Below are 16,961 nucleotides of genomic sequence, written 5' to 3'. Positions count from 1 at the left end.
GGAAAGCACTTAATGTGCTTTCCGTCTTGCGCAGGACTGTAGAGCAGCAAACTTAACCCCCGCCCCCAGCCCCGGAGACCCTCCCGGAGGGACCGAAAAATTTTTTCAAAAAAGTTGTTGCGCGCCGGACAGACTTCTGTGTATACTAATCCCCGCAGCGCACGCGAGCGGAAACAAACGCGAACGCCTGCCTGGGGAGTTAGCTCAGTTTGGTTAGAGCGCCGGCCTGTCACGTCGGAGGTCGCGGGTTCGAGCCCCGTACTTCCCGCCAACGCAATTAAAGCCACGTCTTCGGACGTGGCTTTTTGCGTTTGATACACTTTGTTTCGATAGAACGATCGCCCTGATGCATCTTTTCCCAGAATCCCCGCGCCTTCGGGAACGCAAGTAAAATCCAATAAGTATATTTGTCTGAACAACAGCTTTGTTGCGCAACACCTGTTCAACGAGACAGGGGGTTAGGTTATACTAAATTGCACTGTAGGCCGCATCTGATGCATTTCGCTCCAAGCGCGGCACTCAGTGGATATCCAATTTATCATTTGGATGTCCTAGCGGTCATTTAGCGTCTCGACACAAGCTCGGCCCCGGAGCTCGTTCGAGCTGTTCGTATTCCTTGAAAGGGGAAAAATGGACATATCGAGGAAGACTGATTACGCCCTTCGTATGTTGGCGATGCTTGCCGAGGATCCGGAGCGTTTGCTTTCTGTTCGCACCGCTGCCGAAGAGGTCAATGTCCCGTATTCGTTTGCCCGCTCGATTCAGCACGGTTTGGTCCAGGCCGGTATTGTGGAGAGCCTGCGTGGCGTTCGCGGTGGCATGCGTCTCAAGGTCAGTCCGGACGATGTCACCATCCGCCAGGTCGTCGAGGCTGTTCAGGGCCCCATGGTTATGAACGACTGCACCGCGCCTGACGGCGACTGTGCGCGCATGGGCACGTGCTGCTATCATCCCCTGTGGGCCGGAGCCCAGGCGTTGATGCGCGACTATCTCGATTCCGTTTCGCTCGGCGATATTGTCGCCCATCGCCAGTTCCCGGCTGTTGATCCCAAGTTCGCCGACCGCGATGCGTTTCCCGAGTACGCCACCTGCGCGTGCGCTTGCCGGGAGGAATAGCGCAGCATAAGGAGCATTGCCATGATTCAGGACCCCTTTCGTTCGATGATTCGTTCGGAAGGGGTCCTGCGTTATCGCGACCTTCCGTGGCGCCGCACGCGCGACCCGTATATCATCTGGCTTTCCGAGGTCATGCTGCAACAGACGCAGGTGCCGCGCGTGGAGACGCGCATGCCGGCGTGGCTCGATCGCTTTCCGACCGTCCAGGCGCTCGCTCAGGCCGCTCCCTCCGATGTCTTGGATGCGTGGCAGGGGATGGGCTACAATCGCCGCGCTCTGGCGCTCCATAGGGCCGCACAGTGCGTTGTGGAGGACTGGAATGGGGAGTTTCCGCGCGAGACGCGCGATCTGGTCGCGCTGCCCGGTATTGGCCCGGCGACGGCGCAGGGCATCCGTTCGTTTGCGTTTGATCTTCCGGGTGTGTATCTGGAGACCAACGTGCGCACGGTCTTTCTGCATCATTTCTTTCCCGATGTGCCGGCTGTTCCCGATCGCGAGCTGGTGCCGCTGATCCAGGCCGCCTGTCCGGCAGCCCCCGGCACGGCGGCGGACGAGATCGCACCCTTTGCCGTGCCTCAAGACGATGCCGACACGCCGCGCGCGTGGTATTACGCGTTGCTGGATTACGGCGCGTATCTTAAAAAGACGCTGCCCAACCCGTCCAGGCGCTCGGCGGGCTATAGTCGTCAGTCCAAGTTTGAGGGCTCGCGTCGCCAAAAGCGCGCGCATATCGTGCGCATGTTGCTGGCAGCGCGCGACGGCCAGCCGGCGGGGATTACGCTTGCTGGTGCCGTGGTGGGCGTTAACGAGATGGAAGCGGCGGCTGGGCGTGGACCGGTCGAGCGCGAGCTTGTCGCGGGCATTCTAGCCGACCTGGAGCGTGAGGGCTTTTGCCGAGCCGAGGGCGATCGCTGGCTGAGCATCTAGCCTGTGCAAATCTGAAGAACAGGATTGTAAGGTTTAGATTTCCGGCATGAGGGCATCCTAAAGACGAGGCCGCTCGAAGCCTACGGGCGGCATGCGTTGAAGGGAAGTACACCTATGGATTTTGAGAATTCCCAAACCAAGAAGAACCTCGAGACCGCTTTTGCCGGTGAGTCCCAGGCACACACCAAGTATCGCTACTATGCATCCAAGGCCAAGAAGGATGGCTACGTTCAGATCTCGAACATCTTTGCCGAGACCGCAGGCAACGAGTCCGAGCACGCCAAGCTGTGGTTTAAGTATCTGCACGACGGCGCCGTTCCCGACACCTTGGACAACTTGCGTGATGCCGCTGCGGGTGAGAACTACGAGTGGACCACGATGTATGACGAGTTTGCCAAGACCGCCGAGGAGGAGGGCTTTGTCGAGATCGCCGAGAAGTTCCGTGGTGTCGCCGCCGTCGAGAAGGCCCACGAGGAGCGCTACAACAAACTCGTCGAGCGCATTGAGTCGGGCGAGGTGTTTGAGCGCGAGGGTGTAAAGGTGTGGAAGTGCCTGAACTGCGGACACCTGCATGTTGGTGCCGAGGCGCCCGAGGTGTGCCCGGTGTGCAACCACCCGAAGGCGTACTTTGAGGAGCAGGTGGTGAACTACTAGCGCGTGGCGCTGGCTGCTGCGGGGCGCGGGGCGGGGAGATACCTTCCCCTCTCGCTCACGGCTTCGCAGAGTCGCGCGAGGGGAAGGTATCTCCCCGCCCCGCGCCCCGGCGTTGGGTCGTCGCGTGCTCGCTACAGAAAAGCTGATATTAAAGTTTGTGTGCCGCCCCCTATGGGGCGGCACGTTTTGTGTGGGGATGGACAGTTAGTTCAGATTCGTATTTTCCAATCGCTCGATGGCTGTCTTTTGGGTCCTTGGAGGTCTGTTGGGCGTCATTTGGATGCCTGTTACGCCTGACTTTGGGTCTTTGATGTCCGTTATGGGGGACTAAAATGCGGCAAACGGAGCGTGTCGGCCCTTCTGTGGGGGGTCTGATTTATACATATCTGAACTAACTGTCCAGGCTGTTTCGCTTGGGGCTGTCACGTTTTACTTGAGGTCCCGGTCTCCACAATTTTCGTCAAGCTTTTGGTTAGGTTTTGGTCGGTTGGCGCAAGGGCGAAAGGGCAAAAGATTGCTGGCGAAAAAAGCTCAAAGAAAGTGCTGGTAGGGGAGTTGTTGAGCTTTTCGACAGCTTTTGAGCAAAAGAAACTTTGTGGCTATTGCCGGCGATTGCGTTGTCGCGGTCATGGCGGTGCGGGATGCTGGTCGTAAGCGTCGAATGCCCCGATTTTGGAGGCCAACATGGATCTGTTTCTTGAGACTCCGCAGCAACAAGCTGAGCGCATGCTGCGTCAGCAGCAACGACTCATGGAGATGCAAATGCAAGGGGTTGCCAACCAGGCGCCCGTGCAAAACGTCGTGCCCGCTGCTGTACCTGCAGCTGTGCCCGGGTGTGAATCGGCGCCAGAGGCCTATTCCGTACAGCAAGATTCATATGCGCAGGAGCTCGCGTTCGACAAGCGCCGCGCGCGCCGCCGCCGGTTGGGCCAGCGCCTGCGCACATTGGCGATGATCGTGCTCATCCCGTTGGGGCTTGCGGCCATCTTTCTGGCGTCGTATGCCCTCACGTGCATCCTCAATGGCGCATCGCCCAACGAGGTGCTTCAACATCTAGCGGCCCTGGGCCAGCGCCTAGGTGACGTCATAACAACCATCCGCGCCGGTTGGGAGAGCTAGCGTTTTAGCGTCCGCGGCTCTAAGAGAAATTTGTCTGCAAGGCAGTGAGTGATCCGTGTGTGTGGCGGGGTAAGATTGATCGCGGTTTTGATTGGTGCTCGATTGGGTTTGTTGGGCGGAGTTTATGTCTGCTATTGATGCTGTGCTTGTTGTAATCGCCTTAGTGGCGGTGGGAGTTGCTGTGGTTTGCGCCCTGCAGCTTAAAGACCTGCGTGTCGAGTTGCGGGGGCGTGGCGACAGTAGCACGGAAACGCTGGCGGCACTCGAGCAGGCCAACAATGCGCTCGATGCCCTGAACGTCGCGCTGGCTGAAACCCGCCGCACGGCCAATGCCATCGCGCAGCAGCAGACGACCGATGCGGCCGTGGAGCAGCAACGTTACCTGACCATCGCACGCGAGTTCTCGCAAGCTGGTGATCGGATGGACGACCTGCGCCGCGAGACGGCCCAACAGCTCGGCGCCAATCGCGAGGGCATCGAGCAGCGCCTGGACAAGGTGCGCGAGACGGTCGATGCTCAGCTGGGTGCCATCCGCAAGGACAACAACGTGCAGCTCGATCAGATGCGCGCGACGGTGGACGAGAAACTCTCCCGCACGCTCAACGACCGTCTGTCTGCATCGTTTAAGCAGGTGAGTGACCAGCTCGAGGCCGTGTACAAGGGCCTGGGCGACATGCAATCTATCGCCACTGGCGTGGGCGACCTTAAGCGCGTGCTGGGTAACGTCAAGGCGCGCGGCATTTTGGGCGAGGTGCAGCTGGGCGCGATCCTGGTGGACATGCTTACGCCCGACCAGTATCTGGAAAACGTCGCCACCAAGCCCGGCGCCTCGGAGCGCGTTGAGTTTGCCGTCAAGCTGCCGGTGGACGAGGGCAACCCCGTCCTGCTGCCGATTGACTCCAAATTCCCGGGTGATGCGTATGAGCATCTGCTCGATGCCCAGGAGTCGGGCGACGCGGAGGCCGTCGCCGCTGCGCGCAAGACGCTCGATGCGATGGTGAAACGCGAGGCCAAGGACATTTGCGAGAAGTACCTGAGCGTGCCTGCGACCACCAACTTTGGCATCATGTTCGTGCCGTTTGAGGGCCTGTACGCCGAGATTGTCAGCCGCCCCGGGCTTATCGAGGCTCTGGGACGCGACTATCACGTCAACGTTGCCGGCCCCAGCACCATGGCTGCCATCCTCAACAGTCTGCAGATGAGCTACCAGACGTTTAAGCTGCAAAAGCGCACCGACGACGTGCTGCGCGTGCTCTCCGCCGTCAAGGCCGAGCTGCCGCGCTATCAGGCGGCGTTGCGTCGCGCGCAGCAGCAGATCGAGACCGCGGGCAAAACGGTCGAGGGTATCATCACCACGCGCACCAACGTCATGGAGCGCAAACTCAAGGACATCGACGCGCTGGAAGACGCCGACCAAGCCGATGAGATCTTGGGACTCACGCCCGCGGACCATCTCACAGACCAAAAAGACGAGGACTAGCCGCACCTGACAGCGGGGCGTCTGCGCAGGCGCGGGGCGCAGCGCTTTTCGCATCGCACTTGTCTGGAGCGTGCCCCAATGTGCAACAATGGCGTTTCGCCCTATCAGACGCGAAAGGAAGCCCATGTCTCAGAGAAGCACCAGTCCGCTCAAACGCTCCACCGTGCGCCGCACGCTGCAGCGGTTTTGGGGTGTCACGCGCACGCAGCCGCTGATTGTCTTTCTCTCGGTGTTCTCGTCGGCGGGCTACATCTTTTTGCTGACGTTTGCCAATACCTATGTGATGGCCCTCATTGTCGACCGCGTTCAAGCCGGTCCCGTGGCGGGTGACCAGGTGTTTGAGGTCTTCGGCCCCTATATCCTGGCGCTCGTACTCGTTAACCTGGTGGGTCAGATCCTCTCCAAGTTACAGGACTACACCGTCTACAAGCTCGAGATTGCAGGCAACTATCACCTGGCGCGTCTGTGCTTCGACACGCTCTCCAACCAATCCATGACATTTCACACCAGCCGTTTTGGCGGATCGCTCGTGAGCCAGACGAGCCGTTTTATGAGCGGCTATACGGGACTGGTGGACGTGACGGTGTATTCGCTCATTCCCACCATCACCTCGGTCGTCTGCACGGTGGCGGCACTCGCCCCGGTGGTGCCCACATTTACCGTGATCCTGGTGGGCATCATGGTCGTCTACATTGCGTTTGTCTGGCTTATGTACAAGCGCATCATGCCACTTTCGGCCGCGACGTCCGCCGCGCAAAACAAGCTCTCGGGCGTGCTCTCCGACGCGGTCACGAACATCTTGGCCGTCAAGACCTGCGGACGCGAGGACTTTGAACGCGATCTGTTCGACACCGCCGATCGTGCCGCGCGCGACGCTGAGACGGTCTCGATGCACGCCATGATGCAGCGCAACTTTACGACCTCGGGCCTTATCGTCATCACCATGGCCGTGGTGAGTGTGTTCGTGGCGGGCGGCAACGCGTGGTTTGGCATCTCGGCCGGCTCGCTCGTCATGATCTTTACCTACACGTATAACCTCACCATGCGTCTGAACTACGTGAGCTCCATGATGCAGCGTATCAACCGCGCGCTGGGTGACGCCGCCGAGATGACGCGCGTGCTGGACGAGCCACGTTTGGTGGCAGACGACCCGGACGCCCCTGAGCTCAAAGTGACCGAGGGCGCGATTGATTTTGAGCACCTGAGCTTTGCCTATCGTGACGCCGCGGCGGGCGAGAGCGTATTCGACGACTTGACGCTCCATGTGGCGGCGGGCCAGCGCGTGGGTCTGGTGGGCAAATCGGGCTCGGGCAAGACGACGCTTACCAAGCTGTTGCTGCGCTTGGACGATGTGCAGGGCGGCCGCGTGCTCGTGGACGGCCAGGACGTCTCGCGCTGTACGCAGCAGAGCCTGCGCCGCCAAGTTGCCTACGTGCCGCAGGAGGCGCTGCTGTTCCACCGCTCCATTCGCGAAAACATTGCCTACGGTCGTCCCGATGCCACTGACGAGCAGATCCGCGAGGCCGCGCGCCTGGCCAATGCCCTGGAATTCATCGACCGCCTGCCCCATGGCTTTGACACCATGGTGGGCGAGCGCGGCGTCAAGCTTTCGGGCGGTCAGCGCCAGCGCGTGGCCATTGCCCGTGCCATCCTCACCGACGCGCCGATTCTGGTGCTCGACGAGGCGACGTCTGCCCTGGACAGTGAATCCGAGGCGCTGGTGCAGGAGGCGCTCGAAAACCTGATGCGTGGACGTACCTCCATTGTGGTGGCGCACCGCCTGTCCACCGTGGCGGCGCTCGACCGCATTGTGGTGCTGGCCGATGGTGAGATTGTCGAGGACGGCACGCATGCGCAGCTCGTCGAGGCGGGTGGCGAGTACGCGAGCCTGTGGAGCCGTCAGACCGGCGCATTCTTGGAGGCGTAAGCGTCTCGGACGTGGGACAATTGTGCCCATTAGTTTATTGTGCCGTTGAGCCGAGGAGTCGTTATGCCACGCGAGACCAATGCCGCCAAGCGCGAGCGCGCCATCGAGGTGTGTGAGCGCCTCAACCGTCGCTATGGCCCGGTCGAGTGCTTTTTGGACCACGAGAATCCCTTCCGCCTGCTGATCGCGGTGCTGCTTTCGGCGCAAACGACCGATGCGCAGGTCAACAAAGTGACGCCGCGGCTGTTTGCCCAGTGGCCCACGCCCGAGGCCATGGCCGGGGCGAGCGTGGCTGACGTGGCGGACACCATCAAGTCACTCGGCTTCTACAAGAGCAAAGCCAAGCATGCCGTCGAGGCCGCGCAGATGATCGTCACCGACTATGACGGCGAGGTGCCGGCCGACATGAAGGAACTCGTGAAGCTGCCGGGCGTGGGACGCAAGACGGCGAACATCGTGCTCAACGTGGGGTACGGCATCGTGGAAGGCATCGCGGTGGATACGCACGTCAACCGCATTGCGCACCGCCTGATGCTGAGTCCCAAGACGCATGCCAAGGAACCGCTCAAGACCGAGCAGGATCTGCTCAAGATTTTGCCGCACGAGTATTGGGAGTCGGTCAACCATCAGTGGATCACCTTTGGTCGCGAGATCTGCGACGCCCGCAAACCCAAGTGTGACGAGTGTCCGCTGGCAGATTTGTGCCCCAGCGTGCGCGTGGCGGGGTAGGGCGGAACGCATCTTCGTCTGGCGTTTTTTGCGGGGCTGGGTTTGCCCTTGAGCCGGAGTCCTCTCCATGCGCTACCATGACAGACAATGTATTTGACGTACGACCCGCCGAGCTTGCCCCGGCGGGCTTTTGGCGTTGCGATGCCGGAGGAACAGCATGCTCATTCACCGTATAGCCGCGCAGCTCTACACTGCCGAGGCGCTGCAGACCGTCGAGTCCGGACTCGATGCCGGCGAGGACGTGACGCTGGCCGTGTCGCAGTCGGGCCGCACGCTCATGGCGGCAGCTCAGTTTGCGCGCCGTCCGCGTCCCACGGTCTACATCGTGAGCGGCGAGGACGCGGCCGATCGCGCCGCGCGCAGCCTGGCCGCCTATGTGGGTCTGGCGCATGTGTGCCGCTTTCCCGAGCGCAAAGACTATCCATGGCGTGAGCAGGCGCCCGACGACGCCGAGGTGGCCCAACGCTGCGAGGCTTTAGGGCGCATCGTGCGCGGCGATAACTGCATCATGGTCGCCTCGGCCCGCGCGCTACTGCGTTGCGTGCCGCCGGTCGAGAGCCGCTATTGGGAGTCCACCACCTTTGCGGTGGGCGAGGAGATTCCTTTTGACGAGGTGCCGCAGCGCCTGGTGGGCATGGGCTACACCAATGCCGGTGCCGCTGATGCGCCCGGTCTGTTCCGCGTTCACGGCGACACCGTCGAGGTGTTTCCCGCGCAGGAAAAGGCGCCCGTGCGCATTGAGTTCTTTGGCGACGAGATCGATCGCATACGCCGCATGGTGAGCTCCACGGGGCAGACCATCGGTAACGAGGACAGTATCGAGATCTTCCCCTGCCGCGAGCTGGCGCTTACCGACGAGGCGGTCCACAACATGCATGTGGCGCTCTATCGCGCCAGCCAGGACGATAGCAAGCTGGCGGCGCTGCTCGAGATGGTGGATGCGCGCATTGTCACGCCCGAGCTCGACCGCTTTTTGCCGGTGATGTACGGCCAGACCGTAAGCCCGTTGGCGCACGTGAGCGGCAAGGCGCTCGTGGTTCTGTCCGAGCCGCGCTCGCTGTTCGACGACTGCCTGCGCGCCTACGAGGATATTGAGGCCCGTGCCGGCGAGGCAGGGATTGACCGCCTGGATGGTCTGTACGTGCGCGCCCAACAGCTCGATTTTGGTGCCCAGCAGCGCCTGAACTATGTGAGCCTCATCCGTGCCGGCGGTGCGGTGACGGCCGAGCTCAAGATTGAACAGCCGGCCATCGCAGGCTCGGACAACCGTTTTATGACGCGCATCCAGGAGGTCGTGGACAAGCGCTATGCCTGCGTGTTTGCCATCCCCGACCGCGGTGCGCGCGAGTCGATGGAGCTCACCTTTGGCGACGAGGGCATTACCTTTGAGGAATCGCTGACCGCGGCGCCCGAAAATGTCGGCGCTATCGGCGACCGCGTGCGCGTGACAGCGGCGGATTCCGCCGACCGTGCCGCACGCCAGGAGGCCCATGCTTCCATTCGCGAGCGTAAGGCCGACGCGCTCAACGCCCGCTCGCTCGAGGCGGGTGCCGCGCAGGCTGTCGCCGGCGCCGCCGTGCCCACCATCTCGCGCGGACGCGTGACCTTTGTCGATGCCGCTCTGCCGCAGGGCGTGGTGGTGCCCGATGCCAACCTGGCCGTGTTCTCGATCGCCGACCTCAACGCCCGCATGGATGCCAACCGCGCGCGCAGCCGCCGCAAGGTTGACATCACGCAGATCACCTTCCCGTTTAAGCCGGGCGACTACGTGGTGCACGCTACCCACGGCATCGCGCTCTTTAGCGAGATCGCGCGCCAGGAAGTGGGCGGCAAGGAGCGCGACTACTTTTTGCTGGAATATGCCGACGGCGACAAGCTCTACGTGCCGCTCGAGCAGGTCGACCGCATCACACGCTATGTTGGCCCCGACGGCGACAAGCCGCGCCTGACCAGGCTCAATACCGCCGACTGGACGCGTGCCACCAACAAGGCACGCAAGAACGCCAAAAAGCTGGCGTTTGACCTGGTCGACCTGTATACGCGCCGCTCGTCGATTACCGGTATCGCCTGCCCGCCCGACACGCCCGAGCAGATCGAGATGGAGGAGAGCTTCCCCTACGACGAGACGCGCGACCAGCTGGAGGCTATCGCCGATATCAAGGCCGACATGGAGGCGCCCAAGCCCATGGACCGCCTGCTGTGCGGCGACGTGGGTTTCGGCAAGACCGAGGTTGCCCTGCGCGCGGCGTTTAAGTGCGTTGACTCCGGCCGCCAGGTCATGGTGCTCTGTCCCACGACTATTCTGGCCCAGCAGCACTACGAGACGTTCTTTGAGCGCTTTGCCCCGTTTGGCCTCGAGGTCGAAGTGCTCAGCCGCTTCCGCACCCCGGCGCAGCAGAAGCGCGCGCTCAAGGCGTTTGCCGAGGGCACGATTGATGTGCTCATCGGCACGCACCGCTTGCTTTCTGCCGACGTGAACCCCAAGAACCTGGGCATGGTGATCATCGACGAGGAGCAGCGCTTTGGCGTGCAGCACAAGGAGCAGCTCAAGAACCTGCGCGAGCAGATTGACGTGCTCACGCTTTCGGCAACGCCTATTCCGCGAACCATGCAGATGGCCACGAGCGGCGTGCGCGACATGAGCCTAATCACCACGCCGCCGACCGGGCGTCGTCCCGTGATCGTGCACGTGGGGGAGTACGACCCCGATGTGGTGAGCGCAGCGATTCGCCTGGAGGTGGGCCGCGGCGGTCAGGTTTACTACGTGTCCAACCGCGTCAAGACCATCGACGATGCCGTGGCGCGCGTGCACGAGGCCGCGCCCGAGGCGCGCGTGGGCGTGGCGCACGGCAAGATGAGCCCGCGCGAGGTCGAGGACGTGATGATCGAGTTCGCGACCAAGAAGATTGACGTGCTTATTGCCACGACCATCGTGGAAAGCGGCATCGACAACGCGACCGCCAACACGCTCATCATCGAGGACTCGCAGCGCCTGGGCCTGGCGCAGCTCTACCAGCTCAAGGGCCGTGTGGGCCGCTCTGCCACGCAGGCCTACGCGTACTTTATGTTCCCGGGTGAGCTGCCGCTCACCGAGGAGGCAACGGCGCGCCTGACCGCGCTTTCCGAATTCCAGGACCTGGGCAGCGGCATGCGCATCGCCATGCGCGACCTGGAGATCCGCGGCGCCGGCTCGCTTATGGGCGCCGAGCAGCACGGCAACCTGTCGAGTGTGGGTTTTGACCTGTTTACGCAGATGCTGGGACAGGCCGTGGCCGAGGCGCGCGGCGACGACGATGCCGGCGTGGAGGCGGCGAGCGTGGGCATCAACCTGCCGGCCGACTACTTCTTGTCCGAGGAGTACCTGCCGGCGGTGGACCAGCGCGTGCTCGTGTACCGCAAGCTCGCTGCGGCTGAGGACCTGGAGAGTATCGACGAGGTGCAGGAGGAGACCGAGGCCGCGCATGGCGAGCTGCCGTTGGCGGGACTCAACCTGTTCAATCGCGCGCGCATCCGCATTCGCGGCGAGCGCCTGGGGCTCGAGAGCGTCACGCTCAGTGGCGGCCGCATCACGTTTTTGGGCGTCGACGTGCCCAAGAAGGTGGCCTTTGAACTAAAGACCCGCTATGGCGCGGTGAACTTTCCCAAGAGTCGCAAGCTGTCGGTGCCCTACAAGGCGGGCGCCGGCGCGGGCAGCGGCCTGGGTCGCGGCCTCGACGCCAACGACGGCACCGGCCCCGTGGCCGCGGCACTCATGCTGCTGCAGCAATTAGGCGCGAGCGACGATGACTAACAAGTAGGGGGCGTGGCGGGGCAGAGCTACCAGTTGTTCTTTGCCCCGTCACCTCGCAGGTTGATTCCAGCCCCATCGAAAGGAAAGCATGTTCGGGTACATCTATAAGAAAGACGCCGCCGCTATCGCGGTTGTCCTGTGTCTTTGTCTGGGCGTGGGCAGTTTCTTCGATTATCAGATCTCGAGCGCGCTGTTCAACATCGGCAGCATGTACGGCCGCTTTATCGAGGCCGCTGGCGAGTTGCCGTTTGAGCTGACGGCGAGCATCGCGGGCGTTATGCTCGTGCGCGCGGTGCGTCCCGACTCCAGGGGCAGCAAATGGCTTGCCGCGCTCGGCATCCTCGTCAACGTTGGCCTGACCGGCTACGAGATCGTTTCGTCCCTGAGGGTTGGCGGTAAACTCATTGCGGCTCAGTTGGTGCTGACGTTTGTGCTGGTCATCGCTGCCAACCTTATCGTCTATCGCCTCACGCGCACGACCGAGCCCGACGAGCTCACGCGCTGGGCGTTGATGGTGCTTGCCGTGTGGATCGCTCAGGCCATCATCCTCAACGTGATCGTCAAGCCGCTGTGGTCGCGTCCGCGCATGCGCGTGATCGAGGTCACGCCGGGACTCGATTTTCAGCCGTGGTGGGTGATCGGTAACCCCGACAAGTGGACTTATATCGCCGCCGGCGTGATCAAGGACGGCTTCAAGTCGTTTGCGAGCGGACACACGGCGCACGCGGCGATCGGCCTTATGCTCGCCGGGCTTCCCGCGGCGGCCTTTAAGGAAAAGCCGTCACGCCGTCGTGTGGTCTTTTGGACGGCGGCTGTGGTCGCGGCGCTCGTCGCGCTTGGCCGCATCGTGATCGGAGCGCACTTTTTGAGTGACGTGAGCTGCGGCTTTGCTCTGGTGCTGGCGCTTGAGTGCCTTGCCGCGCGCATTGCCTATCCCAACGGCGTACAATAGCTCCGTTTGAATCATCTGGCCGATACCCGGTAAGAGAGGATTGCCATGCTCGCGTTCAACAACGATTATTCCCACGGCGCACACCCGGCGGTGCTGCAGGCGCTCGTCGATACCAACATGGAGCCGCAGCCCGGCTACGGTACCGATGCACATACCGAGCGCGCCAAGCAACTTATTCGCGAGGCCTGCCAGGCCCCCGATGCCGACGTGTTTTTTCTGGTGGGCGGCACGCAGGCCAACGCGACGGTGATCGACATGTTGCTCGCGCCGTACGAGGGCGTCGTTGCTGCCGAGACCGGCCACGTCGCCTGCCACGAGGCGGGCGCCATCGAGTTTGGCGGCCACAAGGTGCTCACCATCCCCGGCTACGAGGGCAAGATGCACGCCGAGGACCTCGAGAACTATATCCAGGTGTTCTACGAAAACGAGAGCTACGAGCATACGGTGTTCCCAGGCGCCGTGTACGTGAGCCTATCGACCGAGTACGGCACGCTGTACTCCAAGGCCGAGCTCGCGGCGATCCATGCGGTGTGCCAGAAGCGCCAGATTCCGCTGTTTGTGGACGGTGCCCGCCTGGCCTATGCGCTGGCGGCCGATGAGTGCGACATTACCCTGCCCGAGCTGGCGCAGCTGTGCGACGTGTTCTACATCGGCGGCACCAAGTGCGGCGCTCTGTGCGGCGAGGCTGTGGTGTTTTGCGGCATACACGCTCCGGCGCATCCCATTCCGCGCATTAAGCAGCACGGTGCGCTGTTGGCCAAGGGCCGCCTGACGGGCGTCCAGTTTGAGGCGCTCTTTACCGATGGCCTGTATTTTGAGATTGGCCGTCAGGCGATCGAAACCGCGCAGGCGCTTCGTCGCGTGCTGCACGAGCACGGCTACCGGTTCTTCTTGGAGACGCCGACTAACCAGCAGTTCGTGATTCTGCCCAACGAGGACATGGCCCGCATTCGCGAGCATGCGGCGATCGAGTACTGGGAAAAGTACGACGAGACCCACACGGTGGTGCGCTTTTGCACCAGCTGGGCCACGACGCAGGAGGATATCGACGCGTTGGCGGCGGTTCTGTAGCCTGATGTAATGACGAGGGGCCGCCTTGCGCTGGGTTTGGCGCAAGGCGGCCTTTGTTTTTGAGGGGGAAGGGTTGTATGACCGAGATGTCCGAGCCGACGATTCGCCTGGCGACGCCCGATGATGCGCCGGCGTTGCTTGCCATCTATGAGCCGTATGTGCGCCAGACGGCGATTACCTGCGAATACGAGGTGCCGAGCGTTGAGGAGTTCGCCGGGCGCATCGAGCGCACGCTCAAGCGCTATCCGTATTTGGTGATGGAGCTGGATGGGCGTCCGGTAGGTTATGCCTATGTGAGTCCGCTCAACAGCCGCGAGGCATACGACTGGTCGGTCGAGACATCGATCTACCTGGCGCGTGATGTGCGCCACGGCGGGCTGGGCCGCAAGCTGCATGACGCGCTCAAGCAATGTCTGGTCGCGATGGGCATCACCAACATGTGCGCGCTCATCGCCGTGCCGCACGACAAGGACGACGAGTACCTGACGCACAACAGCCAGGACTTCCATGCCCATATGGGGTATCGCCTGGTGGGTGCCTTCGACCGCTGCGCCCAAAAGTTCGGTCGCTGGTACGACATGTGTTGGATGGAGCTGGTCCTGGCCGAGCGCACGCCCAACCAACCCAAACCAACCTGGTTCCCCGACCTCCCCAAACCTACCATTTAGGGACAGGTTTATTTTGGCAGGTTTTATCTGGGCAAACGTTGCAAGCCGCTGCGAAGGATGCGGATACCTTCGCGGCGGCTTTTGTTTTGGGTGTGTATGACCAAGGCGATTGACCTGCGGATGCAGCAAAGCTCCAGATAAAACCGACCAAACTAGACCTGTCCCTTTTTGGCAGGTTTTTGGCTGTCTTGTGGCATCAAATCGCCGCAAGAAGCACGGCGTTCGTATGCTATTTTGACCTGAATCGTCCCCTCGGGACGCCTTGCGAGCTAAGTGAGTAGACTTTTTGGCGCAGGGCGAGCACAAAGCGCATCTGCCTTACTAAAACCGCAGGTCACAGAGATGGCTGTTTTGGGTGTGCTCGGCAGATCGCGAAAAGTCTACTCACTTAGGTTTACGGTGCTGGATATTCTGGACAGGAACAGTTGAGCTTGGACGGCGTGCGTTGCCAGGCGATGCTGGCATTTGCGCCATGCTGGTTTGAGATTTTATAAAAACCGCAGGTAAAACGTATATTAGGTGCATTTTGCCTGGTTTGGCGCGCTAGCCGATGGGCTCGGTGTATTTGGCGCGGTCGGTGCGTTGGATGCGCTTGGAGATGTGCAGCGGGCGGCCGTCGGTGTCGTAGACGTAGTCAGTGATAAGGATCAGTGCCTGCCCGCGCTCAACGTTGAGCAAAAACGCCTCGTTTTGCGAGGCGTAGCACACCTCAAAGGTCTTATGCCCCTGTGCCGGCGCGCGATGGAATTCTTGGCGCAGCGTGGCGTAGAGCGAACCGTTGATATCGCGATCGATGAGTGCTTCAAAGCTCGGTGGTAGATAGGTGGTCTCCAGGCACAGTGGCGCATCGTCCAGGTAACGCAGGCGGACAAGTTTGACAAGCTTGCTGCCCACGGTAGCGTCAAAGAACTTGGCCACGCTGCCCATTGCTTTGGCAAAGCCCGAGTCCACCGTGCGCGTGGTGGGCTTCATGCCCCGGCCTTCGACCTGCTTGGTATAGCTCGAAAACACCAGGTTGTTCTCGTGGAGCGCGGGCGTGTCGGCCACAAAGGTGCCACGTCCGCGCTCGGTGCGCACCAGGCCCTCGTCAACTAACACCTTAAGCGCGTGGCGCACGGTGCTGCGCGACAGCCCCGATTCGTCCATGAGCTCCATCTCGGACGGCAGCTTGTCTCCGCGTGCGTAGGTGCCGGCGGCGATGCGGTCACGCAGCGTACCCGCCAGACGCTCGTATTGGGCCAAGTTCTTTTTTGACGAAGTGCTCATGCGAATAACCTGTATCTAACTTATATGCTTACCGAACCAAGCATGTATCCAACATGACAACAAAACCGCTGGTAATAGATTGCCGAAAACTTTACCAGCAAAATTTCTAAGACAAATATAGCATACAACTAGTCGACATAACCAAAACATGTATGTAACTTGTATGCCATCGAGAGCATCAAACGAGAAGAAAGGCTGATGCACGATGACTACTCAGGAACAGGTTAAGGACGTCGTCTCCCAGGTTTTGGCTGACAAGGCGGACAAGGGCGGCATCAAGCGCGTCGTGTGGATCGGCGCTGGCGGATCCAACGGCGGTAACTATCCTGCCCAGTACTTTATGGAGCACGAGGCCACGCAGGTCGTGAGCTCCAGCTACACCAGCAACGAGTTCGTGCACGCCACCCCGGCCTACGTTAACGAGAACACCCTGGCCGTCGTCGTGTCCATGCGCGGCACCAAGGAGACCATCGTCGCCGCCCAGGTCGCCAAGGATCACGGCGCCAGCACCATCGCCATCTATGTCGACGAGTCCGGCCTCACCGAAGTCTGCGACTACAAGATCCAGTATGACAGCTTGGCCGTCGATGAGTCCTGCATGGGCCGCACCAACTCCGCCGTCGTGACCATGATCGCCATGGAGCTTACGCAGCAGACCGAGGGCTATGCCGAGTACGAGACCGCTATGGCCGCTTTCGACTTGGTCGACCCCATCTATCGAAAGGCCGTCGAGTACACCCGTCCGCTTGCTGCCAAGTGGGCCGAGCAGAACGCCGACAAGCCCTGCATCAACGTGATGGCTCAGGGTCCGCTCTTTGGTGCCGCCTACGTCTTTAGCATCTGCAACGTGCAGGAGATGCTGCAGATCGACTCCTGCACCATCAACACCTGCGACTTCTTCCACGGCCCCTTCGAGATTCTGGACAAGCGTACCTCGCTGTTCCAGCTCATCAGCGTCGGCCGCAGCCGCTGCAACGACGAGCGCGGCATCCGTTTTGTCAATCAGCACGGTGGCGAGCGCGTCTATCAGCTCGACGCCAAGGAGCTCGGCCTCAACGACATCAAGGACAGCGTGAGCGAGTACTTCAACCACCTGATCTTTGCCCCGATCCTCAACAACGTGTACATGCGTGCACTCTCTGCCGTTACCCACAAGGACTACATGACGCGCCGCTACATGTGGAAGCTGGACTACTAGTTACGCCGTTCTACCGAACGGCGTAACGGCTCGACGCTGCGCGCCCGGCATTTGGCCAATCTGC

The 16,961-nt window shown here is 61.5% G+C and carries 13 protein-coding genes and 1 tRNA gene; 13 read left to right on the top strand and 1 reads right to left on the bottom strand.

What is annotated here, in order from left to right; all coding sequences use genetic code 11:
• Positions 1 to 193 precede the first annotated feature (193 nt).
• The 12 genes from DW892_RS03045 to DW892_RS02990 all read left to right on the top strand — a co-directional run bounded on the left by DW892_RS03045 (position 194) and on the right by DW892_RS02990 (position 14,433).
• A tRNA-Asp gene (locus DW892_RS03045) sits at positions 194 to 271 on the top strand.
• Positions 272 to 630: 359 nt separating this feature from the next.
• Entirely contained in the window at positions 631 to 1,116 is a 486-nt protein-coding gene (locus DW892_RS03040; RefSeq protein WP_117765574.1) for an Rrf2 family transcriptional regulator, read from the top strand.
• Between the two features lie 21 nt (positions 1,117 to 1,137).
• Positions 1,138 to 2,043, top strand: coding sequence for an adenine glycosylase (locus tag DW892_RS03035; protein WP_117765572.1), 906 nt, complete (start codon positions 1,138 to 1,140; stop codon positions 2,041 to 2,043).
• A gap of 114 nt (positions 2,044 to 2,157) precedes the next feature.
• Complete coding sequence (gene rbr / locus DW892_RS03030) at positions 2,158 to 2,697, top strand: rubrerythrin (RefSeq protein WP_035136761.1); 540 nt, start codon at positions 2,158 to 2,160, stop codon at positions 2,695 to 2,697.
• Between the two features lie 684 nt (positions 2,698 to 3,381).
• Complete coding sequence (locus DW892_RS03025; RefSeq protein ID WP_117735428.1) at positions 3,382 to 3,816, top strand: hypothetical protein; 435 nt, start codon at positions 3,382 to 3,384, stop codon at positions 3,814 to 3,816.
• Positions 3,817 to 3,940: 124 nt separating this feature from the next.
• On the top strand, positions 3,941 to 5,296 hold the full coding sequence (gene rmuC / locus DW892_RS03020) for a DNA recombination protein RmuC (RefSeq protein WP_117765570.1): 1,356 nt from the start codon (positions 3,941 to 3,943) through the stop codon (positions 5,294 to 5,296).
• 124 nt (positions 5,297 to 5,420) lie between these two features.
• Positions 5,421 to 7,223 (top strand): ABC transporter ATP-binding protein, encoded by a 1,803-nt coding sequence (locus tag DW892_RS03015; protein WP_117765568.1) that lies wholly within the window; start codon positions 5,421 to 5,423, stop codon positions 7,221 to 7,223.
• Between the two features lie 63 nt (positions 7,224 to 7,286).
• Entirely contained in the window at positions 7,287 to 7,952 is a 666-nt protein-coding gene (nth, locus tag DW892_RS03010) for an endonuclease III (protein ID WP_117765566.1), read from the top strand.
• A gap of 157 nt (positions 7,953 to 8,109) precedes the next feature.
• Positions 8,110 to 11,742: a transcription-repair coupling factor gene (gene mfd / locus DW892_RS03005; protein WP_117765564.1), complete on the top strand. Its 3,633-nt coding sequence runs from the start codon at positions 8,110 to 8,112 to the stop codon at positions 11,740 to 11,742.
• A gap of 88 nt (positions 11,743 to 11,830) precedes the next feature.
• On the top strand, positions 11,831 to 12,694 hold the full coding sequence (locus tag DW892_RS03000; RefSeq protein WP_117765562.1) for a phosphatase PAP2 family protein: 864 nt from the start codon (positions 11,831 to 11,833) through the stop codon (positions 12,692 to 12,694).
• A 45-nt stretch (positions 12,695 to 12,739) separates the two neighbouring features.
• Positions 12,740 to 13,765: a low specificity L-threonine aldolase gene (locus tag DW892_RS02995; RefSeq protein ID WP_117765560.1), complete on the top strand. Its 1,026-nt coding sequence runs from the start codon at positions 12,740 to 12,742 to the stop codon at positions 13,763 to 13,765.
• A gap of 77 nt (positions 13,766 to 13,842) precedes the next feature.
• Positions 13,843 to 14,433 (top strand): GNAT family N-acetyltransferase, encoded by a 591-nt coding sequence (locus DW892_RS02990; protein WP_117765558.1) that lies wholly within the window; start codon positions 13,843 to 13,845, stop codon positions 14,431 to 14,433.
• Positions 14,434 to 14,976: 543 nt separating this feature from the next.
• Here DW892_RS02990 and DW892_RS02985 read toward each other — a convergent pair.
• A complete protein-coding gene (locus DW892_RS02985) occupies positions 14,977 to 15,699 on the bottom strand; it encodes a GntR family transcriptional regulator (RefSeq protein WP_117637435.1) in 723 nt (240 codons plus the stop codon).
• 205 nt (positions 15,700 to 15,904) lie between these two features.
• Here DW892_RS02985 and DW892_RS02980 point away from each other — a divergent pair, with 205 nt between their 5' ends.
• Complete coding sequence (locus DW892_RS02980; RefSeq protein WP_117765556.1) at positions 15,905 to 16,897, top strand: SIS domain-containing protein; 993 nt, start codon at positions 15,905 to 15,907, stop codon at positions 16,895 to 16,897.
• Positions 16,898 to 16,961 lie beyond the last annotated feature (64 nt).

The organism is Collinsella sp. AM40-7AC, from assembly GCF_003468125.1.
Classification (GTDB): Bacteria; Actinomycetota; Coriobacteriia; order Coriobacteriales; family Coriobacteriaceae; genus Collinsella; species Collinsella aerofaciens_O.
This window is presented reverse-complemented; position numbering and strand designations above follow the sequence as displayed.

What these genes read in the sequence shown, in the direction of transcription:
- DW892_RS02995 (WP_117765560.1), top strand. Translation starts at nt 12,740, where the DNA reads ATGCTCGCGTTCAACAACGATTATTCCCACGGCGCACACCCGGCGGTG.
- rbr (WP_035136761.1), top strand. Translation starts at nt 2,158, where the DNA reads ATGGATTTTGAGAATTCCCAAACCAAGAAGAACCTCGAGACCGCTTTT.
- DW892_RS03015 (WP_117765568.1), top strand. Translation starts at nt 5,421, where the DNA reads ATGTCTCAGAGAAGCACCAGTCCGCTCAAACGCTCCACCGTGCGCCGC.
- rmuC (WP_117765570.1), top strand. Translation starts at nt 3,941, where the DNA reads ATGTCTGCTATTGATGCTGTGCTTGTTGTAATCGCCTTAGTGGCGGTG.
- DW892_RS03035 (WP_117765572.1), top strand. Translation starts at nt 1,138, where the DNA reads ATGATTCAGGACCCCTTTCGTTCGATGATTCGTTCGGAAGGGGTCCTG.
- DW892_RS03040 (WP_117765574.1), top strand. Translation starts at nt 631, where the DNA reads ATGGACATATCGAGGAAGACTGATTACGCCCTTCGTATGTTGGCGATG.
- DW892_RS02990 (WP_117765558.1), top strand. Translation starts at nt 13,843, where the DNA reads ATGACCGAGATGTCCGAGCCGACGATTCGCCTGGCGACGCCCGATGAT.
- DW892_RS03000 (WP_117765562.1), top strand. Translation starts at nt 11,831, where the DNA reads ATGTTCGGGTACATCTATAAGAAAGACGCCGCCGCTATCGCGGTTGTC.
- mfd (WP_117765564.1), top strand. Translation starts at nt 8,110, where the DNA reads ATGCTCATTCACCGTATAGCCGCGCAGCTCTACACTGCCGAGGCGCTG.
- DW892_RS02980 (WP_117765556.1), top strand. Translation starts at nt 15,905, where the DNA reads ATGACTACTCAGGAACAGGTTAAGGACGTCGTCTCCCAGGTTTTGGCT.
- DW892_RS03025 (WP_117735428.1), top strand. Translation starts at nt 3,382, where the DNA reads ATGGATCTGTTTCTTGAGACTCCGCAGCAACAAGCTGAGCGCATGCTG.
- DW892_RS02985 (WP_117637435.1), bottom strand. Translation starts at nt 15,699, where the DNA reads ATGAGCACTTCGTCAAAAAAGAACTTGGCCCAATACGAGCGTCTGGCG.
- nth (WP_117765566.1), top strand. Translation starts at nt 7,287, where the DNA reads ATGCCACGCGAGACCAATGCCGCCAAGCGCGAGCGCGCCATCGAGGTG.